Genomic DNA, 20,412 nt, shown 5'->3' with positions numbered 1-20,412 from the left:
CCACAAGCCGCAGTTGTTCAATCAGAGAACTACCCATAATTTTCCTCCCCTCAACACTTGCAATTTTACCTGTTTTAGGGAATGAATCAGCCCTGGGGGCTAGGGGGGATCTAAACGCTGTGAGGCAACTTGTGTGTACACCGTAGCCCGAAGAGCGGGGTGGGGTGCAATGACTGTGGGAATCATAACTAATTATGCGGACATGATATTAATCTGCGCTGAAAATTTTTCCGCAATCGTAACTATTTCCCCTAGTTCTCCCGTATTTCTTTCTAAATTCAAATCAGAAAAGCAGAGAACACCGCCCCAAACAAGCGCGCAATCTCTGCCGTACAAATAAGTCAATAAAAATGGAGAACAAACCTATGCTACACCAAATTAAAGAATTGCTGCAAAACGCACAATTACAACAGCAAATAAAAGCAGCAGCTAACCAAGCAGAAGCTATCAAATTGATACCGATCGCAAGTGCAGAAAAAGATTATAACTTCACAGTTGAAGCTTTTTAGATCCAACTTTTCCAATATTTGAATTTGGATAATTTCCATACTTGGTACTGCGGTTTAACACAGAAATAGATGCTGCATAACACAATACTGCTCGGTTAAAGGGAAAAGCTAAAGATAGCAAATGTGTTTAATACTTTACTCCCGTTCAAAGACAAAAATAATGGAAATTGGTTTATTTGTCTTGGGATCGGATGGCTCATATAAATTTAGCAATCGGTAATTCAAAGCATGGAATTCCTCGATCCATGATTCCAGAGTTCTGAAATACCAAGGAGTAGGGTAGAATGGCCGATCTGCATTTGGTTGCCATGAAGTTTTGCGCCACCCATTGGAGTATGTAGAATCACCGCAAGCAATTATTGGGTGAAGTGTTTGAATGATTATTTTGCCTTTGTCCTCTAACAGATTATGACCTGCCTTAGCGATCTCATCAAGAGCGCATTCGCCTAGAATTGAAAAGTTGCAAATCAAGCAAGAGAAATAGTTAATTGTGCTAAATCTTTGTGATGCAAGATCCGAGTACGAACAAACAACAAAGCGAGAATCACCACTATCCTTTGCTGTCTCAATGAGATCGGCGCAAAAATCAACACCCCAGCCATCAATTCCTAAAGAAAAAAGCTGTCGAGACAACCATCCCTCGCCGCATCCAATATCTAAGAATGTTCTTGGATTAAGTTGAGTTATCGCTTTAACTATAGCGGCGTCTGTGGCGATCGCACGGCTTTCAATTTGTTTATTACGAATTACTTGTGTCCATAATTTAGCATTCATCTGCCATGAGTCAAGGATTCGTTTTTCATTCTCGTCCATACAACACCGCTCAAATAGCACGAACAATCTTCTCCTTTAAAACATAAGCGATAATGCAGCCAGATGCCGGATTTTCACTATTTCCAAAAATCGCAGTTGTAACTCATGCCTATACGGGATTACAGCAATTCTTTAGGTTCTATCGATTAGCGATACTCAGTTCGTGAAGCCCTAAAACCTCAAGCAAGGTTCTGTTTGACAAGCCAGTGCTACCCAAAATTTAGAAGCATTCATCAAACAGGCGATCGCTGCAAGAAGTTAAAGAAAGTATATTTTGACTTTAACTGAAAAATAAGTAAGTATTAACAGTGATATTCAAAGGCTATGAAAGTCGAAAATGAAACGTCCAAATCGCCTTGCTTGGATGGGAGCGATCGCACTCGCTGCGATCGTTTTACTTAGTTTGTTCGCGGCTCCCAATAATACTAAAATTAACACTGGCTCTACCTACAACCGTAACTCTGATGGCTATGGTGCTTGGTATGCTTTTATGCAACAACAGGGAATTTCTATTCAGCGCTGGCAAAAGCCTTTTAGTGATATTCAGCCAGAGAACAGCCCAGTTACCTTCCTACAGGTAGGTGGCTATCTCAGGGACGCGTCACTGGATAGTCAAGAGCGGGAATGGGTAGAAAAAGGGAATACTTTGGTAATTTTGGGTGCAAAGGCGCGGGTTACAGAAGCGGAGTTTGGCACTATGCAAAAATCTCCTGAAGGTGATATTAAAATTGATACACGTAGACGATATAAAAAAGCTAACTCCCAGCAAGTTAATTTAGGCGATCGCTTTGGTGCTGTTGTCTGGAAAGAAAATTACAAAAAAGGAAAGGTGATTTTTTCTACCACTCCTTATTTAGCTGCCAACGCCTACCAAGATTATTTAAGTAATTTCAAGTATTTAGCTAGTTTGGTTACTGAAAAAAGTAACACAGTCTTTGTCGATGAATACATTCACGGCTATAAAGATGCCGATGTCAGGAAGAAAGAAAACGAAGGAGATTTATCTAGCTTTTTTGCCAAAACTCCTTTACTTCCAATATTGATACAGGTAGGTATCCTGCTATTAGTGCTAGTTTGGGCGCAGAATCGTCGCTTTGGTAAGCCAGTAGCTTTAGATACACCAGTTGTAGATAATAGTGAGGCATACATTCAAGCTTTAGCCGGGGTGTTGCAGAAAGCTGATACCACCGACTTTGTTGTTGAAATGGTGGGTAAACAAGAACAACTACAACTCCAAAAAGCCTTGGGATTAGGACAAGTACTTTTAGAACGTCAAGTCTTGCTCGATTTCTGGATGGAAAAAACAGGCGCAAGTGCAGCAGAATTAGATGCAGTTTTAAAGCTACAATCTCGCAAACAACCCATCAGTGAACGAGACCTGTTAAGCTGGTTGGGGAAATGGCGAAGCATTAGAGAAATTAAAAATTAAAAATTAAAAATTAATTTTTTTTAATTATGCATAGTATTTCTGCGTTGGTTATTTATCAATAAAAAATATGAGTGAAACACATCCTATCTTAATTCGTCTTGGTCAAGGTCTTAATCAAGTAATTGTCGGACAATCTAGCTTAATACAGCAACTCTTAGTAGCACTGCTAGCGGGTGGACACGTAATTTTAGAAGGAGTACCGGGAACTGGGAAAACCCTACTAGTAAAAGTGTTAGCGCAGTTAATTCAAGGGGAGTTTCGCCGGATTCAATTAACACCAGATGTTTTACCTTCAGATATTACTGGTACAAATATTTTTGACTTGAATAGCCGCAATTTCACTTTGAAAAAAGGGCCAATATTTACTGAAGTATTGCTAGCGGACGAAATCAACCGTACTCCGCCCAAGACACAAGCAGCGCTGCTAGAAGCGATGGAAGAGATGCAGGTAACACTGGATGGTGAAAGTTTGCCTTTACCAGATTTATTTTGGGTAATTGCGACACAAAATCCCCTGGAATTTGAGGGGACTTATCCTTTACCAGAGGCACAGTTAGACAGATTTTTATTTAAGTTGGTAGTAGATTACCCCGATCAAGCTGCCGAAAAGCAAATGTTACTCAATCGTCAGGCGGGTTTTGCCGCACGACGTTCGGATATTAGCCGTTTGAAACCAATCGCAACAGTAGCCGACATTTTGCAAGCACGACAAGCAGTCAAAGAAGTTAAAGTATCAGAAGCGATCGTTGATTATTTGTTGGCGTTGGTGAGAACATCGCGTCAATATCCTGATTTGACTTTGGGTGCATCACCCCGCGCTACCGGTGCTTGGTTGCAGACATCTCAAGCATTAGCGTGGTTAGCGGAAAGAGATTTTGTCACACCAGATGATGTAAAAGCAGTTGCATCACCGTTGCTACGTCATCGTCTTATATTGAAACCAGAAGCAATGCTGGATGGTTTACAAATGGATGCAGTAATTGCGTCGGTAATTAATCAAGTACCAGTTCCGAGGTGAAAAAATTAAACCTCTTGCGTAATAGACCTTACGCATCAAGTACGAAATGTAGGGGCAATTCATGAATTGAAAAGCTAATTCCTTGCTGCGTAAGGATTTTACAGATTTTTTTCCAAATTTTATATTCTCAGTGCATAAAAACTAAAAGTTGTCGTAAAGAGTGATATGCAGAGAAGTTCATTTAGTAAGTACCACAAAAAAGTGCAAATAAGGTGAATTAAAATTTATTTAATTATCTCTGCACGGGGCATTTGATTACTGCCTCATTACTTATTCCTCTACCTGGGGAAAAACTTCCCCAATTGACGAGGAATTCCTATGAAACCCAAGAATCATAAAAACAATCAGTGGCAACGAATGCTTAGTGAGGATAAAAGGATGAACACCAACTTTACAAAAGTAAGTTTGCTGAAATTCAGTCGGATCGCTACACTTCTAGCAACTGGAATAGCAGTTTCTATAGCAGTACCTGCATTGGCGAGTGTTTCATGGGTAAATTACGAAAAGAAAAAAACCAATAACTATATCCCTACTAATGCTGTTGTTGGTGGCAGTCAGAATGGAAATAAACTGTATGTTTGCCAAGCGATACATGATAAAGAGTATATACCTGGAAAGTTAACTGAGGCTCATAATTGCTTCATTCCGGGGGGAAATAAAGAATATCGCTACACCAAATATCGTGTACTAACGGGAAACAACTGGAGCTGGAGAAATACTGGGGGAGAATTGCCATCTTCTAGAGATAGAGTTTGGGGAGGCAATCAAGATAATGGTGGAAACACATTATATGTATGCAGAGCCAAGTACAAAGGTGAGTATATACCTGGAAAATACTATGAGCCGACTAAAATCTGCTACGTTTCATTTGGAGGAGCAGAATACCGATTTACAGACAAAAATTTCGAGTTTTTGATTGCAAACTAAACTCAATAGACTAAAAACTTCTGGGATACCTTTGGCGATCATAGCCATTACTGAAAAATAGTAGTAATAGAAAGTGTTAATCATTCATAAGGAGTAGAAACCAATGAGACTTTCTGACACAATAATTGGAATGTTAATAGTACTTGCTTCTCCCGTAGTAACCTTTGCTGAAGATATTTCCTTTCAAGATATCAATCCACCTGAACCTTTTACTAATTATGTTGCAAGTTATAAAACAAAATTTGAATATCTGACAAAAAAATACACAACTTCACCTATCACACCCGCTGTTCTCATACAATTTAGCAATGATTTAAGTCAACTTGAAAATGAATTTAGGCAAGAGCGTCGTGAAGATTACGAAACCTTTCGCAAAGTAACGACATTAGGACAAAGTTGTACTAATGGCAGCTCTGGTAAAAGAAAAGTATGTCCGGCGCCAACAATAACTTGTCCTAGTGATTTTGAATTGGTATCACAAGAAACTTACATAACGGGAGGTGGTGCCGCGGAGCTTGGTAGATCTAATACAGAGCTATCGTGGGAAGTTGTCAAAACAGGAAAAGGAAGAAATGAGGGAACTGCTGTAGTAAGCTGTAGGTATTCAGATGTTTTTATAAATAATACAGTAGCCAATGAAATCACAGAAATTAAAAAACTCGCAGGTTTTGGGGATAGTTGAAAAGCAGGCATTTCCCATCCATAAGAGGTTAAGGTAAATGCACATTTGTCAAGACGGTGCAGAAAGAGTAGATAAATCCAGCTTGGAGGCTGGCAATCACTTGGGTACGCTCGATGTCTTAAGTAGACAGTATCCTTTATCTGCAATCGCTAAGGCTCAGACGGCAAAATAGACTCTTTCTCAACTTCAATATTGCCATTTTGACCTGATTGTGATGGATTTATCAATTCCCGATCGCCAAGGAGAGACAGCAGAAATTGATACCGGAATTAAGCTGTTACAAACTTTGCTCCAAGAATATCCTGATCAGAATTTCATGGTGCAAACTAGTTATGTGAAGGCGTTAATTCGGATCAAACACGAGATTGATAATCATCAAGCTGGATTTGCGATCTCAGATAAAGGATTACCCGAAGATGAAATGCTAATGCGGGTTAATTTGGCCCTTCATGGTGCAACTCAGACTAAAGACATCAAAACAGGAATTGAACTCAAACCATAGTGGTTGGAGGTGTTGCGGTTGGCTTTTGAAGAGAGTTTGACAGATAGAGCGATCGCCATCACAACATTACTGATAAAATATGCAAAATGAGAGAACTTTACCCAGCGATCGAGCCTTACTTAGAAGGTAGTTTACAGGTTTCCGACCTTCATACTATCCATTTTGAAGAGTCAGGAAACCCCCAAGGTCAACCCATCGTTTTGCTGCATGGGGGCCCTGGTGGCGGATGTCCAGCTTTTTATCGGCAATATTTCCACCCAGAAAAATGGCGGATAGTGATGTTTGACCAGCGCGGTTGTGGTCAAAGTACGCCCCATGCTGAATTACGAGAAAACACCACTTGGGATTTAGTCAGTGATATCGAAAAACTGCGCCAACATTTAGGTATAGAAAAGTGGGCGGTTTTTGGTGGTAGTTGGGGTAGCACTTTATCATTAGCCTACAGTCAAACCCATCCCTCTCGATGCACAGGATTAATTCTGCGTGGGATCTTTATGCTGAGGCAAAAAGAGTTGCGCTGGTTTTACCAAGAGGGTGCTAGCTATATTTTTCCTGATGCTTGGGAAGAATATCTCAAACCAATTCCTGTAGATGAACGTGATGATTTAATCGCAGCATATTACAAACGCTTGACCAATCCAGATTTAGAAATTCAATTAACAGCAGCGCGTGCTTGGTCAATTTGGGAAGGTAGCACCAGTAGACTTTTTTTAGACCCAGAACTCATGCAAAAGTTTGGCGAGAGTGAATTTGCTTCAGCTTTTGCTCGGATTGAATGCCATTACTTTATGAATAAGGGATTTTTGGAAACAGAAGATCAATTACTCTTAAATGTAGACAGAATCCGCCATATTCCAGCTGTAATTGTTCAGGGACGCTATGATGTAGTCTGCCCAATGATATCAGCTTGGGAATTACATCGAGCTTGGCCAGAAGCAGAATTTATAGTGGTTCCTGATGCCGGACATTCGATGAGTGAACCAGGAATTCGTAATGCTTTGATTGAAGCAACAGATAATATTTTAATTCGCGTCAGTGACTTCGGAAAAATAAAATCATCAATTGAATAGTAAGTAGCACCCAATAACTGCTACTTACTATTTAAATTAGATTTAAATTTTTGGGTATTTGGAATCAAAATGCTCAAATCGTCTGGGGTTCCTACTCAAGCTCCAGTAATTGCTGGATTTTTATGATGTGGCTTTCTGCTTACGGCTAAGTAGCTTGCTTGCTCCTAGCGTAGCACCAAGTGCCAACAAAGCTAGCCCCATTCTAGGTTCAGGAATAACAGTGCTGTCTTCAGTAAAAGCCAAAAAGCCAGCACCATTTAACCCACCTAGACCGGCTGGGATAAAGGTGTCAATAAAAGCTCCTGTCTTGCCGTTGTAACGTAACACGTTATTACTATTTAAGCCACTAACGTAAAGGTTTCCGTCGGGGCCGAAGATTGGCTTAACAGGATCATTGAGTCCACCACTGCCAGCTTGGACAAAAGTGTCGATAAAGGCTCCTGTCTTACCGTTAAAGCGCAAAATATTGTTAGCCTTAAAGTTAGCAACGTAGAGATTGCCGTCTGGACCAAAGGTCAAGCCACCAGCTTCTGACCCTTTTGCCTCTGTTGCAAAAGTGTCGATAAAAGCTCCAGTTTGGCCATTGTACCTTAAAATACTATCAGTAAGAGTACTACTGACGTAGAGATTCCCGTCTAAACCAAAGCTCAAACTAAAAGGCGCACTGAGTCTGCCGCTACCTGAGGGGACAAAAGTATCGATAAAAGCTCCTGTTTTCCCGTTGTAGCGTAGAACACTATTACTAGTACGGCTGTTAATACTGGTAACATAGAGGTTGCTGTCAGGCCCAAAAACCAAGTCTTCAGGTGTATCTAGTCCACCACTAAGAGAAGGAACGAAGGTACTAATGAAATTCCCTGTTTTTCCGTCGTAACGTTGGACGCTACCGCTCAAAATACTACTAACATAAAGATTGTTATCGGGTCCAATAGTTAAACCAGTTGGCCCCTTTAGTAAGCCACTACCTGAAGGAACGAAATCATCAATGAATTCTCCCGTTTTTTCGTCGTAGCGCAGAACGGAGTTATTATTATAACTCCCCACTAAAAGCGCTGCATTAGCTCTTGGGGCTATAAATCCTAGCAAGGCAAAGCCGATTAGTGGAAGGCTAATCTGACAAAAATTGAAAAATCTCATAATTTTGTTAGCTCAAACAATCATAATTACTTAGTACAGTTAATCATATGTTCGTAGAATTTATGTTACTAATTCATGTTGCTAGTTATGTAGATAGGCGATCTAAAGAGGCATAAATCCATTTCCCTCCATTATTCAAAAGTCCAAAGCAAAGATCGCGTTTTGTCAATATATTTCCCCATAAGCTTGCACTGAATTATTACTCCTTCTCTACAAGACACTACACGATCGCAGTTCGTTTAATAATTAGCTATGATGATGCATCTAGCTAATTGGTATAATATCAAACGTACGACAAGGTATATCTTGTGAATTTGGAAACTTATAGTGGATATGAAGCATCAGTGTAAGTAGTTTACTACAAAAAAGAAGATATGCGAATTCTAATTATGGAAAGCAGTATGTTGTTGCTCCTAACTGCAATGACAACTGGCTGTGTCGGTTCTTCCTCTGTTACAAAACAGCCGCAAGCCTTACCAATAATGACTGAGCAGCCGACCAAAGAAGCTGTGTTGACCTCAACACCCACACCGGCTGCAAAACCTATAGAGCATTCTACCCCTGAAGCCACTACTGCCACAAATCCGACGCGCTGTGAAACTAGTCAATTGTCAGTGCGCCGAGTCTCCGAAGATGCTGGCGTTGGGAATGTTGCACTTACCTACGCCTTCACCAATAACGCCTCATCCCCTTGCACCCTCAACGGTTATCCGGGATTGGCACTACTGGATGCAAAAGATCAACCTTTGCAGGGGATTAAAGTTATTCGCTCCCAGGATACTTACTTTTCGAGTAAGCAACCTCGACAACAAGTAACTCTGGCTCCTGGAAAAGAAGCCTCATTTCAGATAGCATATAACCACATTAGTTCCCCAGATCAAAACTGCCCAACGTCTAGTAAAATTGAAATCACACCTCCAAATGCTTACAAGCACTTTACCCTTACAGAACAAATCAAGCCTTGTACAGGCAAAGTTAGAGTGACTCCAGTACGAGCCGTTAACACTCAACCCTAGTAAATTACAGAAATTTACTCAAATACCCAGAAAAAGCATAAATTTAATCAAAGCCTCTGATAAGTTCAAGATTGTACTAATCAAAAAGGTTAAAAAATTCTATGGAAGGAATTGATGTTGCCGATCAAGACGGCAGAGTAGATTGGACAGCAGTAAAAAACTCTGGTAAAACTTTTGCGTTTGTCAAAGCCACAGAAGGAGTAAGCATTAAAGATTCTGCTTTTGCTCATCATTGGCAAACCATGAAAGCTGTTGGTCTGATTCGGGGTGCTTATCATTTCTTTCACCCTCATACATCTGACCCGGTTCAGCAAGCAAAAGAATTCTTAAAAACTTTGGGCAAATTAGAACCGGGAGACTTACCACCAGTCATAGATGTAGAGGTAACTGACAAAGTAAATAGCCAAGCTGTAATTAATGCAGCGAAGTTGTGGTTAGCAGAGGTGGAAAAAGCCCTTTTACAACAAACAAAAAAACCTATTAAACCAATTATTTATACCTTTCCCAGTTTTTGGACAGAACTTGGTAATCCATCTGATTTTGCTAGTTATCCTTTATGGATTGCCCACTATGGAACTAGGAACCCAACTATTCCTGGTGCTTGGCAAGGACAATACTTAATCCATCAATATGAAGGTGATATATCTGGTGTAGCTGGTGTTAGTGGTCGAGCCGATTTGAATAGATTTAATGGATTGCAGCTAGGAGATTCTGGGCTAAGAGTAAAACAATTACAACAGCAATTAAAAGATATTGGATTATATACTGATGCCATTGATGGGCGTTTTTCTGAATCAGTTAAAAATGCAATTGTTAGTTTTCAAACATCTAAGAAATTACAGGCTGATGGAATTGTTGGTATAAAAACTTGGGTAGCTTTATTATGGATTTAATTAAGTGGGCGTGAATAAACAAAGGTTTATAGTAAGGTTTGGAGCTTTGACTACAAACCTTTTATTAGTTTGTATTGTATAATATAGTTTAATTTTTTCTGTCCACTACTTAACATCGTAATGAACAAAATTGAGATTTTACCTGGAAAAAACCTTTAAGGATTCGTTTGAGTGAATTAAACTTAACCCGCCTGATAGCTTTATTCACTTCTACCCACTGCCGTTTTCTTTTACTTGCTTCGGGATAATCTTCACTCAGCATATCGACTGATAGTAAATACATTTTGACGCAGTAAATTTTGCCTTGTTTGCGGTACTTGTAAGTTCCCAGTTCATTTGCATCTACTTGTCCAATTATCCCTGCTTCTTCCCACGCCTCTTTTGCTGCTGAAGCAGGCGGACTCATGCCATTAGGAATATCTCCTTTGGGAATCACCCAATGTTGAAAGTCACGGGTTGTAATTAGCAAGATTTCAACTTTACCATTGTTCACTCTGTAAGGAATCACCCCAGACTGTTTAAACACTTTGCTGGCTTTTCGACTCATGTAATTTACATCCTGTACTGACTAGCTTTTTTGTACAATGCTTACTTCAGAAAGTCTAGAGCTGATACCGGATAAATTTTGGTTAATCTTAAGTTATGAAAAGGTTAAAAACAGATTTTTACTTATGAGAGTTAATTATTCAAAAAATTTCCAACATCAGTGTTTGAGCGGGTGATGATGGTTTTAATTCCGCAGTTACGCTATTATTATCAGACTGGTTTTATCTTGAAGAGTCAGACTTGAATGGCAGTAAGTTAAGATACAGCCCCTGCCCCAACTGATTACCAGCCTCCAGCCTGGGAACGAAGATACAATAAGTCTTTGGGCTTTTCTTAGTGCCATTCGAGTCTGATTCCTATTCGTCAGTTGTATCCATAAAAGTTGTGGGTAATCTGGGCAGCACTATTGTTCAACTAACTGTAATAACTGTTCCCGTACTCTCGTTGGCTAATCTATCCACTGCACATACGGCATAGCTTCCCGCTTGTTGGACGGTAGCGAAGGTTGTGCCAGCAGACAAAATTCGCCCAATTGTCCAAGTATCGCCACTCAGCCGATAAAGTGTCCAGGAACGAACTGGCTGATTATCTCCAGGCTGCCAACTCAGTTTGCGGTTATTGACTTGTAATCCAATCGGTGGAGGTGGTGGTGTTGTATCCTGCCAAGGCAAAGTTGGCGGTAGCGCAGGTTTGTTATACAGCAGACTTTGGAATTTATCAGCAATGCCCTGACTATTTTCTGTTAAAACACTGAGATTAAAGAAGATATTCCCCAGCGATAACTGTGCAGCTTGGCTACGACTAACTATCACCTGCTTTTCAATCTCATCACTCTCCCGACTCTTGTTGCTTGGTTCTGTCAGATTGTTGCCAGCGTAAACGTGTCTTTGTTTTGTGTTTACCTGTGTCCACCACTTTAGTAACGCTGAATAACTTTGTTGTGGTTGGTCTGTGCGCCAGTAAAGTTGAGGAGCGATATAATCAATCCAGCCTTCTTCTAACCATTTCTTCGAGTCTGCATACAGCACGTTGTAAGCATCCAACCCAGTAATCCCAGCAGGTTGTCCGGGGCGATAAATTCCAAAGGGACTTATACCAAATTTAACGTCGGGTTTGGTTGTTTTAATTCCTTGCCAAAGGCGTTGTACCATTTTGTTAACATTGTCTCGTCGCCAATCGCCAAGGCTGAGTGTACCACCAGCTGCTTTATATACAGCGTAGGTTTTCTCATCGGGGAAAGACTGTCCTTCGATGGGATATGGATAGAAATAATCATCTAAGTGAATGCCATCAACATCGTAGCGCTTCACTACATCGAGAATTACGTTATACGCCCTATCCTGAACTATTTTTAGTCCTGGGTCCATCCAGCGTTGAGTTTTCCACAAATAAACGCTTTCTGGATTAGTAGCTGCGATGTGGGGACGGACTGTTTTCGCTGGGTCGGTGGAAGTGCTAGCACGGTAAGGGTTGAACCAAGCATGGAGTTCAATATTGCGCTTGTGACATTCTGCGATCGCAAACGCTAAAGGATCGTAAAATGGTTCTGGTGCTTTCCCCTGAGTTCCTGTAATCCAAGCACTCCAAGGCTCTAATTGAGATTCATACAAAGCGTCTCCCTCTGGTCGCACCTGGAAAATCAGAGCATTGAAATTTAGCGCTTGTAATTTAGTAATAATCTCGGTAAGTTCTGCTTTTTGTTGAGCAACAGAAAGTCCCGGTTTGGAAGGCCAATCACCATTCCATACAGATACTACCCATGCCCCCCGGAATTCCCGGCTATGATTTACCCTAACACTACCTATAGGTGTTGGTATTGGAATTGGTGTCGGAGTTGGAGTTGGTATTGGAGTTGGAGTTGGTGTTGGTGTTAATATTGGCGGCTGTACTAAGTAACTAGACGCAATTTTTTCTGCCTGACCTAAATACATCAAGGCTTGATAAATAATCACTGCCACATCTGCACGGGTGGCTGCAAGATTAGGATTGAGTAATTTAATATTTGGAAAACTAACCACCAATCCAGCGCTGGTGGCAATAGCTACGTGATTTCTACCATACTCAGGAATCTGAACAGAATCCTGATAAATTTGTGAGAGTTTTGAGAGGAGGTCGGGTTTAACCTTGGTAGCAATTTCTAAGCCTGCTACCAAAGAAACTAAGACTTCTACTCTAGTAATTCGGTTAGCGGAACGGAAAGTTTTATCAGGAAACCCGCTAATAAATGCTTTTTCGTAAGCTGTTTTGATGGCTGCTGCTGCCCAATAATTCGTGGGTACATCAACAAAGGGAACATACTGCCGCTTCTTGGAAACTGTCCCAAATGCGTTGGCGATAATAGCGGCAAATTCAGCACGGGTAAGTGAATTATCGGGGCGATAAGTGCCATTAGGCAACCCACTGACAATACCGCGTTGGGCTAAGGCTGTAATAAATAAACGTGCCCAATGGTTTTGAATATCCGAGAAGGGAGTAGCAATAGATACCATTGTTAATTGCAGCTAGCTGGCCTTGATTTTGATTTCCTTTGTTAATTTAGCAATTTTGTTGGCGTAGGCATAGCCAGCACTTCTCTACGAGACGCTGCGCGTAGCCTTGACTTCCCCAGAGAGGTAGGACTACGCTCAGTGACCACCGTAGGCATCGCTGCTGCAATGTCTTGTAAACTTTTTTGGTATTGGGGATTGGGAATTAGGTATTTATAAAACCTTTCCCTATTGTCTATTCTCTATTTAAGGTAGTTCTCCACTTAAGGTAGAACGCCCATTCAACGCCAGCATCACGCGTGAAATGCCGCTAAAAATAATGCTGACACCAACTAATGTCCCAATTAGCCAAGGCGCATTGAAGGGCCACTGGAACCAAATCATTGCACCTAACACGAGGGTAATAATGCCATTAGTTAATATCCACGTCCAGTTTTGTTGTGGACGCAACTTGAATGCCAGAATTAACTCGAATGTGCCTTCAGTCAACAAAAATGTGCCAAGTAACAGAGTCAGTGTCAAAACACCCGTATAAGGGTAAACAAACAGCATGATGCCGGTAGCAATATAAAGCCCGCTCAAAAGAAGTTTCCAAATAAAACCTCCTCCTTCGCGGGTTTGAGTGGCATAAACTAGTTTTGTAAATCCGGCGAAAATCAAAATCCCTGCAATCCAAGTTTCGGCGAATATGGTGGTAAAGTTAGGCGCTGCGATCGCAATAACCCCTAAAATACTCAACAGAACACCTGTTATCAGTGACCCATTAACATTTTTGTTAGTATCTCTAGAAATATCGGTTGTCATAAAAATCCTTTTCCTATTCTTAGACTAAACTCTACATTTAGGTTAGGGAATTTCTAAGTAACAGGGTATGAACCCTAAGATAGACTCTTCAGTATTAACTTAATCATAATGGTGATTAAAATTCATCACTCTTGAGACACTAAACAAATCATCTCGTGACAAATCTCTTGTCTGTAAGTAATCATTATAAGAGTTCTGCAAGACTGCTAAGGCGTTCATAAACAGAGATGAGACGATCTCCTTCAAGTTCAACAGAAGTATTTGGATAATTTTGAATGGCTCCAAGTAGTGTAACTTCACCATTTTGTTGAATAGATGTACTTAAAGCGCTTCGCAATGCTTCCTGATTTAGTTCTCCTGCTGGAGGATGAACTACCTCACCAATTTGGTTAACTAAAATTGGCCCAGCCCAACTAGATAGTAAGCTATTTAAAAATGCAGCATCAGCTTTTATTGGTGCTTTCAGTGCCTTACGAGCTACTGCGGGATCTTGTTGCGCCGCCTGTAAATAAGCTCTTAATGTTGGAGTAGTTTTGCCAGTTTCTGTAAACTGACTTAATTCTTCAACCGATATTTGCCCCTGAAAAGTACCATACTTTAAAACAACTTGCTCGGCAGCATTAGCATTAGTAGTTGAAAATAGAACGATAGCGCCTAAGCCTAAAGCTACTGTCTGAGTGAGTAAATTACTAAATTTTTTATTGTTTAATCGACTAAAAAGTTGAGAAATCTGCATTTTGCTAAACTTGATAATGGTATGGGGCATATATAGACAAAAAATGCCTATATCGTTAGTATTAAACATTTTCATTAAGCGAAGCCGCATGAGGTAGTATTGATTTATCTTCGTCTAAAGTTGGTGCAGGTACGCCCAAATGCTTCCTTGCAGTTTCTTCAGCAAGCTTTCGGTCTTTTTCGTTCTCGAACTGATTCTCATCTAACAAATGAGGATTTTTTGCTGCTTCGTCTCGGCTTGGTCGATAACCATTTTTCCACCTGTACTTCCAGTCCATAATTTAAAAGGCAGATATCCTGCAATTTTATTTCCTAGTTGTCTATAGTAGACGCTGAATGGAAAGTGATACTCCTGCTATGGGTTGAAGAGGCTCATTCATAGGGTATAATTTTAAGATTTTAGCGTAAAAATACTTTGCTGCGTAAATTTTAATACTTTAATACGCAAATAACAAGTCATAAGTGGCGATCGCCAATGTAAAATCACTCTATAGATATAACTAAAAAAGCTAATTTTATTATAATTAGAATGATTAGACCTTTAGGCTCACGCAATTGAAATTAAAAAGGTTAATACTGAAAAATAACTTTATCAGCATTAAATCTGGTTGTAATCAAAAATTACAGCCCAGAAGAAATTAGAGAAATAGAGAAAAAAGTACAAACAATGACAACTTCTACAGACCGCGATCAACAGATTAAAAAACTGCATGAGCTAATCAAAGATATTGATTATGGTATGTTTACCACAGTCGATGATGATGGCAGCTTGCATAGTTACCCTATGTCAAAGAGTGGTGAGATTAACTCTGATAGTATACTCTGGTTTTTTACTTATGCTGGTTCCCATAAGGTGACTGAAATTGAACACCATGAGGAGGTTAATATTAGTTTCTCATCACAAGAACAGCAGCGATACGTTTCTATCTCAGGTACAGCACAACTCGTCAAAGACCGCAACAAGTTGCGAGAGCTATGGAAGCCGGAACTTCAAACCTGGTTTCCGAAAGGACTGGACGAACCTGATATTGCTTTGTTGAAGGTGAATATTAACCAGGTTAATTATTGGGATAGTGTGTCGAGCTTCAAGCCACAAACAATTAGTTTTTAACACCATCACGTCTTTAAGTAATAAATAATTCGTAATTCGTAATTAACAATTGAATTACGAATTATTTCAGACTTGTAGACTGATTATTGTAGAGACGGCGATTCATCGCATCTCTTAACCGAACAGTATTTAAAGTGACTAGCCACCAAAATATCAATCATAAGACGATCGCCTCAATAAAAGCGTAGGCGTAGCCCGCCATAGACATCGCTCTATTTGTTTTCATGAAAATATGATGACTAATAAGGAATCGCTTTTGCTTTATAGGATATAGTACAGTTTTAGAGGTATGAGCAAAAATGAATGTAGAGACGTAGCACCGCTATATTTCTACAAGGGTTATGGATAACACATATTTAATTTTACTCATATCTCTTTTATGTAAAATCGTAGTATTTCTAAACGCACAGGAGCGCAGAGTATTTTGGAAGCAATGTTGTATTTAGGAAGTATCAGATGTCGCACAAACAATTGATTTATTGCTGGCAAAAATGGTTACTTCCCATCTTGATGCCTGCTACTGTGCAAATAGTAGTTCTAACATTAGGGATGTTGAGCATCTTGGGAAGCACTGCTCCTATGAGTCATGCTCAAGCTGTTTTTAGCACTAGGCACATCCAAGAGCAACAGACACTATCAAAATCAACAGTGCTAAATGCTACTGTATATTACAGTCCCGATTGTAACTGTTGTGGCGGGTGGATTCAGCACTTAAAGACACAGGGTTTTAAAGTCACAGATTTTTCAACAACTGACATCGAAACAGTCAAACAAAAATACAACGTGCCGGATAACTTGTCATCTTGCCACACAGCAATTGTTAATGGATATGTCATCGAAGGACACGTTCCAGCAGACGACATCAAACGTCTACTTCAAGAAAAGCCAAATGTTGTTGGTTTATCTGTTCCTCAAATGCCTGTAGGCACTCCTGGGATGGAAATGGGGAATCGAAAAGATCCGTTTTCTGTGCTTTCCTTCGATCGCAAGAACTCAGTTGCATTATTCAATAAGTATCCTGGTGAGTCCTGAGTGAATTAAAGGGGTTTTTTAACTCGAAACTCAGCACTCTTTATTTAGAACCAGTTTTGATCGACTGCGACAAATGACTTAACCATCTGCTCAACCAGAAAGTAGATGGTGCGCTTGCAACATTTTGAGAAAGAAACTCAATGGCATGGTTACAATCTTGCAGGCTGGCATCGAGTCCCATTGCATGATAAATTTCACGAGCATTGCAAAAGGCATCCATCGCTTCTGATTCTCGATTGATTTTTTCTAATACCAAACCCAAATTAAACCAGCCATTTGCTTCCCCATTTGGATCATTAAGATCCCTTCTGATCTCTAATGAATGCTGATAGAACTCCAACGCCCTTTGGTACTTTCCTAAAGCTTTATAAGCACTGCCCAATCCACTCAAGGCCATGCTTTGGCCATTGCGATCGCTAATGAATTTTGCCAGCCCTAACCATTGTTGGTAAAACTCAATTGCTAGTTGGTAAGATCCCAATGATTCATAAGTATTGCCCAAACTTCCCAGGCTTATGCATTCCCCAGTCCAATCGCCTGTTTTCTTGGTAATACTCAACCACTGGTGATAGAATTCAATCGCTTGCTCGTACTTACCCAAGTATTCATAAGTATTCCCTAAACTTCCCAAGCAAATACCTTCCCCAGTGCGATCGCCTATTTTCCTGGTAATACTCAACCACTGGTGATAAAATTCAATCGCTCGCTGGTATTTTCCCAGTGATTGGTAAGCGTTACCCAACCCAGATAAAGATTTGGCTTCTTCTAAGCGATCGCCTATTTCTTTAGCTATATCTAACCACTGCTGATAAAACTCAATTGCTAGGTGGTACTCACCTAGTGACTGGTAAGCATTGCCCAAACTTGCCAAAGAAATGACTTCCCCATTGCGATCGCCTGTTTCTCTGGCTTTTTCTAAGCACTGCTCTTCAAACTCAATGGACTCAATATTATTTAGGCCCCCGGATCTTATTACTTCTGTCATTCTCTATAGAAATTTTTGCTCGATAAGCTGTCGATTATACAATTTTCTATAGCTTTAGCACAGGATAAATGCAACTTATGTCAAAATTTAGAAATTATTTTTCAATATCAAGCTTTCTTATATACTTTTAATACACAGCGATCGCTGTGTATAAAAGGTTCTTATTTATCCTTAGTAACAAGCATATAAATATACCATACTGAAAAACTTACTTAAAAGATGTAAGAAACAACCAAATTAATCAGAGCAGCATAATCTGGCAATACGTTGAGTTCTAAATTAACAGCACTTAAATAATTTTGATCGTTTAAAACTTGTGATGGTAATTTATCTGCATTCACAGCAGCTTTCACCAAATCTTTCGCAAGAATATTTCTATTTTGAGTTTTAAGTACTAGCGCTTCTCCGCTAGGAATACCGTGTTGTTGCAGGCCTCCTTGATAAGCAAAAGTGACTAGATTTAAAGGCTGGAGGTAATTTGCATAAGTCGAATTAGTGGATAAATTGTTAGAGTTAACAGCTATTGTTTCACTGTTGTTGGTAGTAGCTGTTTGAGCGCCAGCAATTCCAGGGATAAGGGTAATAGAAGCAAAAATAAGTGCAGAATTTATTAAGGTAGCCAGTTTCATAAATTATATTTAGGTAAAATGCAATCGGTGTTCTTTAGTAATAGAATCCTCTTTATTATTAATCTCAGCTTCCTTCAGTCAGTTCACCTGATCGGTTGATATATGACTCACCCAAAAGGGTGAGCTAATTGAGTGATACAAACAGCAATAGAGACTCAGTTAAGTCTAGAGAGAACAAAGATTGGTTGAAATTTTTAAGTACTTAACTGAGGCGAGTTCAACATTTATGCAATTTTTTAATTCGCCTGTTGAGTTCCCTTAACAAAGCAGAGATTGCTGCGGCAGGTGACTCAAATACGCTCATTCACCCAAGCCTAATCACAAGTATTTCCCCAAATGTCAGAGAAAAACACTGCGTGCTGCTTTGCTAAAGCGTCTCTACATCCCTAAAATTCTCTCTTGGAAGGAAAAACTTGACACTTAAGTGATTATTTAGTATAAATGTACTATAAAGCGCTTGATATTGCATAAAACTTTACCACTCCCGACTACGCTAATAGGAGAGTAGAAAATAAATGAAGCTATCTAAGGTAGACTTGAGCAGTTTAGTAGCGATCGCTCATTCTGATGGATATTTGCAGTTGTTGCTCGACCGAGGCAACGAACTAGAGTTTTTGGAAATTCCGGCACCGATACAAGCCTATGAAGGATTGCAAGAACTCAACGAAGCGATCGCCGAAACAACTGCATTACCCTTTGAAGAAGAACCAATTGTCATGCTACCAGTTGTCTCATCAATGGCGATGGCTGTAGGCTACGATCGCAACGAACAGATTTTGCAAGTTGAGTTTCAAAGTGGAGCGGTTTATCAGTATTTAGGCGTAGACGAGGATACTTGGGAAGATTTACATTCCTCTGACTCAATTGGCAGCTTTTTCAATCAAGAGATTAAAGGTAGATATGACTGCGATCGTCTAGATAATGCAGATTAATGACTAATAACTGCATTTAGGGTTTTCAATAATTCTTGTGTTGTATAAGGTTTAGATAAAAAGGCTGTATATTCAGCCGTTTTCTTAATTGCTATCCTGATAAGCAACAAAATTTATCAACTTCAAAAATCCTCTTTTGCCCACAAGCATTAACTAAAGCCACTCAACATAGACTAGTAATGCTTTCTTCAGAGACAATAGAAAAAACCCATATAATATCAACGCAGTTATGACAACCACACTTACCTCTGCTGTTAAACCAAGAGCCGAAGATAGTTTTGCCATTACCTTTGCACCATTATCTGTGGAAGAAATCTACGCCAAATCTGACGATCCAGCCAATGGTGCTGTGGTTGTGATGAGTGGTATGGTTCGCAATCAAACCGATGGTAAACCTGTGATTGCTCTAGAGTATCAAGCTTATGAACCGATGGCGTTGCGGATATTTTATCAAATTGCTGCTGATATTCGCTTATCTATGTCTGATGTGAATCGAGTTGCGATTTATCATCGTGTTGGACGTTTGCAAGTTGGGGAAATCAGCGTTTTAGTGGCTGTGGGTTCTCCTCATCGAGGTGAGGCGTTTGAAGCTTGCCAATATGCTATTGATACGCTCAAACACAATGCCCCTATATGGAAAAAAGAGTGGTATAGCGAACTAGATGGTAAACTATCTAGTACTTGGGTAAGTATTGGTGCTTGTGAACAGTCAGGAAAAAATTGTTAAAATTCCCGAAGTGATTGCCTATGCCCGTGTTTCGTCTAGAGAACAGGCAGAAAATTCGGCGGCGTTAGATCGGCAGATAGCTCGTCTGAAGGCAGCAGGAGCAGAGCTTGTATTAGCTGACACGGAATCTGGGCGTGAGGGCAAAGAAGACCAACGTTCTAATTTTCAGCAACTTATGCAGTGGGTTCGAGGTGGGTTAGTTAAGCGAGTTATTATTACCCGTCTTGATAGATTGTCTCGTTCCCTGCCTACACTGCGTAAGGTTTTGACTGAGTTACAGGAAAATCCTGCCAATTCATCGATCGCAACAATAACTCCTCGATTTGGTTGCTTGCTAAGGCAATCAGCGATCGCCTCTAAAGTTGCATCTTGAAGGTAATATTCCCGTGGAACTGGTTCAAATGGGATATGCACAAAAATACCCAAACT

The 20,412-nt window shown here is 40.1% G+C and carries 22 protein-coding genes and 1 pseudogene; 14 read left to right on the top strand and 9 right to left on the bottom strand.

Features of this window, described 5'->3' with window-relative positions; translation table 11 throughout:
* Nucleotides 1-350 precede the first annotated feature (350 nt).
* Entirely contained in the window at nt 351-509 is a 159-nt protein-coding gene (locus V7K44_RS20300; protein WP_334933726.1) for a hypothetical protein, read from the top strand.
* Nucleotides 510-644: 135 nt separating this feature from the next.
* Here V7K44_RS20300 and V7K44_RS20295 read toward each other — a convergent pair whose 3' ends face one another.
* Nucleotides 645-1,322, bottom strand: a complete 678-nt coding sequence (locus V7K44_RS20295) for a class I SAM-dependent methyltransferase (RefSeq protein ID WP_334933724.1) — start codon at nt 1,320-1,322, stop codon at nt 645-647.
* 337 nt (nt 1,323-1,659) lie between these two features.
* On the opposite strand from V7K44_RS20295, the gene V7K44_RS20290 reads away from it, so the two are divergent.
* The 6 genes and pseudogenes from V7K44_RS20290 (at nt 1,660) to pip (ending at nt 6,950) form a co-directional block, all read left to right on the top strand.
* On the top strand, nt 1,660-2,751 hold the full coding sequence (locus tag V7K44_RS20290) for a DUF4350 domain-containing protein (RefSeq protein WP_334933722.1): 1,092 nt from the start codon (nt 1,660-1,662) through the stop codon (nt 2,749-2,751).
* Between the two features lie 67 nt (nt 2,752-2,818).
* Nucleotides 2,819-3,769: an AAA family ATPase gene (locus tag V7K44_RS20285; RefSeq protein WP_334933720.1), complete on the top strand. Its 951-nt coding sequence runs from the start codon at nt 2,819-2,821 to the stop codon at nt 3,767-3,769.
* A gap of 318 nt (nt 3,770-4,087) precedes the next feature.
* Entirely contained in the window at nt 4,088-4,696 is a 609-nt protein-coding gene (locus tag V7K44_RS20280) for a DUF3421 domain-containing protein (RefSeq protein WP_334933718.1), read from the top strand.
* Nucleotides 4,697-4,799: 103 nt separating this feature from the next.
* Nucleotides 4,800-5,378: a hypothetical protein gene (locus V7K44_RS20275; protein ID WP_334933716.1), complete on the top strand. Its 579-nt coding sequence runs from the start codon at nt 4,800-4,802 to the stop codon at nt 5,376-5,378.
* Nucleotides 5,379-5,481: 103 nt separating this feature from the next.
* Nucleotides 5,482-5,877: pseudogene (locus tag V7K44_RS20270) on the top strand (DNA-binding response regulator); the annotation flags it as partial.
* Nucleotides 5,878-5,966: 89 nt separating this feature from the next.
* On the top strand, nt 5,967-6,950 hold the full coding sequence (pip, locus tag V7K44_RS20265; protein WP_334933714.1) for a prolyl aminopeptidase: 984 nt from the start codon (nt 5,967-5,969) through the stop codon (nt 6,948-6,950).
* Between the two features lie 120 nt (nt 6,951-7,070).
* Here pip and V7K44_RS20260 read toward each other — a convergent pair whose 3' ends face one another.
* On the bottom strand, nt 7,071-8,087 hold the full coding sequence (locus tag V7K44_RS20260; RefSeq protein ID WP_334933712.1) for a Vgb family protein: 1,017 nt from the start codon (nt 8,085-8,087) through the stop codon (nt 7,071-7,073).
* A gap of 374 nt (nt 8,088-8,461) precedes the next feature.
* Between V7K44_RS20260 and V7K44_RS20255 the strand changes: the two genes are divergently transcribed.
* The gene (locus tag V7K44_RS20255; protein ID WP_334933710.1) at nt 8,462-9,103 is read left to right on the top strand and encodes a DUF4232 domain-containing protein; all 642 of its coding nucleotides are present in this window, start codon (nt 8,462-8,464) and stop codon (nt 9,101-9,103) included.
* A 101-nt stretch (nt 9,104-9,204) separates the two neighbouring features.
* The gene (locus V7K44_RS20250; RefSeq protein ID WP_334933707.1) at nt 9,205-9,996 is read left to right on the top strand and encodes a GH25 family lysozyme; all 792 of its coding nucleotides are present in this window, start codon (nt 9,205-9,207) and stop codon (nt 9,994-9,996) included.
* A 109-nt stretch (nt 9,997-10,105) separates the two neighbouring features.
* On the opposite strand, the gene V7K44_RS20245 is transcribed toward V7K44_RS20250, so the two are convergent.
* The 5 genes from V7K44_RS20245 to V7K44_RS20225 all read right to left on the bottom strand — a co-directional run bounded on the left by V7K44_RS20245 (nt 10,106) and on the right by V7K44_RS20225 (nt 14,845).
* Nucleotides 10,106-10,543, bottom strand: coding sequence for an NUDIX hydrolase (locus V7K44_RS20245; RefSeq protein WP_322739032.1), 438 nt, complete (start codon nt 10,541-10,543; stop codon nt 10,106-10,108).
* A gap of 409 nt (nt 10,544-10,952) precedes the next feature.
* The gene (locus V7K44_RS20240; protein WP_334933703.1) at nt 10,953-13,031 is read right to left on the bottom strand and encodes a glycoside hydrolase family 10 protein; all 2,079 of its coding nucleotides are present in this window, start codon (nt 13,029-13,031) and stop codon (nt 10,953-10,955) included.
* Nucleotides 13,032-13,274: 243 nt separating this feature from the next.
* Complete coding sequence (locus tag V7K44_RS20235; RefSeq protein ID WP_334933700.1) at nt 13,275-13,832, bottom strand: HdeD family acid-resistance protein; 558 nt, start codon at nt 13,830-13,832, stop codon at nt 13,275-13,277.
* Between the two features lie 184 nt (nt 13,833-14,016).
* Entirely contained in the window at nt 14,017-14,568 is a 552-nt protein-coding gene (locus V7K44_RS20230) for an alpha/beta hydrolase (protein WP_334933698.1), read from the bottom strand.
* A 61-nt stretch (nt 14,569-14,629) separates the two neighbouring features.
* Nucleotides 14,630-14,845 carry a bromodomain-containing protein gene (locus tag V7K44_RS20225; RefSeq protein ID WP_334933696.1) on the bottom strand — a complete coding sequence of 72 codons (216 nt, stop codon included), beginning with the start codon at nt 14,843-14,845 and terminating at the stop codon, nt 14,630-14,632.
* 389 nt (nt 14,846-15,234) lie between these two features.
* Here V7K44_RS20225 and V7K44_RS20220 point away from each other — a divergent pair, with 389 nt between their 5' ends.
* Together V7K44_RS20220 and V7K44_RS20215 are read left to right on the top strand one after the other, a co-directional pair.
* A complete protein-coding gene (locus V7K44_RS20220; protein ID WP_334933694.1) occupies nt 15,235-15,678 on the top strand; it encodes a pyridoxamine 5'-phosphate oxidase family protein in 444 nt (147 codons plus the stop codon).
* A 456-nt stretch (nt 15,679-16,134) separates the two neighbouring features.
* Nucleotides 16,135-16,710 carry a DUF411 domain-containing protein gene (locus tag V7K44_RS20215; protein WP_334933692.1) on the top strand — a complete coding sequence of 192 codons (576 nt, stop codon included), beginning with the start codon at nt 16,135-16,137 and terminating at the stop codon, nt 16,708-16,710.
* Nucleotides 16,711-16,750: 40 nt separating this feature from the next.
* Here the strand turns inward: V7K44_RS20215 and V7K44_RS20210 are convergent, their stop codons facing one another.
* Nucleotides 16,751-17,695 carry a tetratricopeptide repeat protein gene (locus tag V7K44_RS20210; protein ID WP_334933690.1) on the bottom strand — a complete coding sequence of 315 codons (945 nt, stop codon included), beginning with the start codon at nt 17,693-17,695 and terminating at the stop codon, nt 16,751-16,753.
* Between the two features lie 212 nt (nt 17,696-17,907).
* Nucleotides 17,908-18,324, bottom strand: a complete 417-nt coding sequence (locus tag V7K44_RS20205) for a hypothetical protein (protein WP_334933688.1) — start codon at nt 18,322-18,324, stop codon at nt 17,908-17,910.
* A gap of 515 nt (nt 18,325-18,839) precedes the next feature.
* On the opposite strand from V7K44_RS20205, the gene V7K44_RS20200 reads away from it, so the two are divergent.
* From V7K44_RS20200 to V7K44_RS20190, 3 genes are all read left to right on the top strand, one after another.
* Nucleotides 18,840-19,256: a KTSC domain-containing protein gene (locus V7K44_RS20200; protein ID WP_322662161.1), complete on the top strand. Its 417-nt coding sequence runs from the start codon at nt 18,840-18,842 to the stop codon at nt 19,254-19,256.
* Nucleotides 19,257-19,485: 229 nt separating this feature from the next.
* A complete protein-coding gene (locus tag V7K44_RS20195; protein ID WP_334933685.1) occupies nt 19,486-19,983 on the top strand; it encodes a molybdenum cofactor biosynthesis protein MoaE in 498 nt (165 codons plus the stop codon).
* On the top strand, nt 19,958-20,356 hold the full coding sequence (locus V7K44_RS20190) for a recombinase family protein (RefSeq protein ID WP_334933683.1): 399 nt from the start codon (nt 19,958-19,960) through the stop codon (nt 20,354-20,356). Before V7K44_RS20195 ends, V7K44_RS20190 begins: the two co-directional genes overlap by 26 nt.
* The last annotated feature ends 56 nt before the right edge of the window (nt 20,357-20,412 follow it).

The sequence above is a fragment of the Nostoc sp. genome (assembly GCF_036917235.1).
GTDB lineage: Bacteria > Cyanobacteriota > Cyanobacteriia > Cyanobacteriales > Nostocaceae > Nostoc.
Note: the sequence above shows the minus strand (reverse complement) of the source record. Positions and strands in the feature narration are given on the sequence as shown.

Coding starts and splice junctions, on each gene's coding strand:
- V7K44_RS20235 (WP_334933700.1), bottom strand. CDS start 13,832: ATGACAACCGATATTTCTAGAGATACTAACAAAAATGTTAATGGGTCA.
- pip (WP_334933714.1), top strand. CDS start 5,967: ATGAGAGAACTTTACCCAGCGATCGAGCCTTACTTAGAAGGTAGTTTA.
- V7K44_RS20285 (WP_334933720.1), top strand. CDS start 2,819: ATGAGTGAAACACATCCTATCTTAATTCGTCTTGGTCAAGGTCTTAAT.
- V7K44_RS20260 (WP_334933712.1), bottom strand. CDS start 8,087: ATGAGATTTTTCAATTTTTGTCAGATTAGCCTTCCACTAATCGGCTTT.
- V7K44_RS20205 (WP_334933688.1), bottom strand. CDS start 18,324: ATGAAACTGGCTACCTTAATAAATTCTGCACTTATTTTTGCTTCTATT.
- V7K44_RS20210 (WP_334933690.1), bottom strand. CDS start 17,695: ATGACAGAAGTAATAAGATCCGGGGGCCTAAATAATATTGAGTCCATT.
- V7K44_RS20255 (WP_334933710.1), top strand. CDS start 8,462: ATGCGAATTCTAATTATGGAAAGCAGTATGTTGTTGCTCCTAACTGCA.
- V7K44_RS20240 (WP_334933703.1), bottom strand. CDS start 13,031: ATGGTATCTATTGCTACTCCCTTCTCGGATATTCAAAACCATTGGGCA.
- V7K44_RS20215 (WP_334933692.1), top strand. CDS start 16,135: ATGTCGCACAAACAATTGATTTATTGCTGGCAAAAATGGTTACTTCCC.
- V7K44_RS20295 (WP_334933724.1), bottom strand. CDS start 1,322: ATGGACGAGAATGAAAAACGAATCCTTGACTCATGGCAGATGAATGCT.
- V7K44_RS20200 (WP_322662161.1), top strand. CDS start 18,840: ATGAAGCTATCTAAGGTAGACTTGAGCAGTTTAGTAGCGATCGCTCAT.
- V7K44_RS20225 (WP_334933696.1), bottom strand. CDS start 14,845: ATGGACTGGAAGTACAGGTGGAAAAATGGTTATCGACCAAGCCGAGAC.
- V7K44_RS20245 (WP_322739032.1), bottom strand. CDS start 10,543: ATGAGTCGAAAAGCCAGCAAAGTGTTTAAACAGTCTGGGGTGATTCCT.
- V7K44_RS20290 (WP_334933722.1), top strand. CDS start 1,660: ATGAAACGTCCAAATCGCCTTGCTTGGATGGGAGCGATCGCACTCGCT.
- V7K44_RS20250 (WP_334933707.1), top strand. CDS start 9,205: ATGGAAGGAATTGATGTTGCCGATCAAGACGGCAGAGTAGATTGGACA.
- V7K44_RS20230 (WP_334933698.1), bottom strand. CDS start 14,568: ATGCAGATTTCTCAACTTTTTAGTCGATTAAACAATAAAAAATTTAGT.
- V7K44_RS20275 (WP_334933716.1), top strand. CDS start 4,800: ATGAGACTTTCTGACACAATAATTGGAATGTTAATAGTACTTGCTTCT.
- V7K44_RS20220 (WP_334933694.1), top strand. CDS start 15,235: ATGACAACTTCTACAGACCGCGATCAACAGATTAAAAAACTGCATGAG.
- V7K44_RS20195 (WP_334933685.1), top strand. CDS start 19,486: ATGACAACCACACTTACCTCTGCTGTTAAACCAAGAGCCGAAGATAGT.
- V7K44_RS20300 (WP_334933726.1), top strand. CDS start 351: ATGGAGAACAAACCTATGCTACACCAAATTAAAGAATTGCTGCAAAAC.
- V7K44_RS20280 (WP_334933718.1), top strand. CDS start 4,088: ATGAAACCCAAGAATCATAAAAACAATCAGTGGCAACGAATGCTTAGT.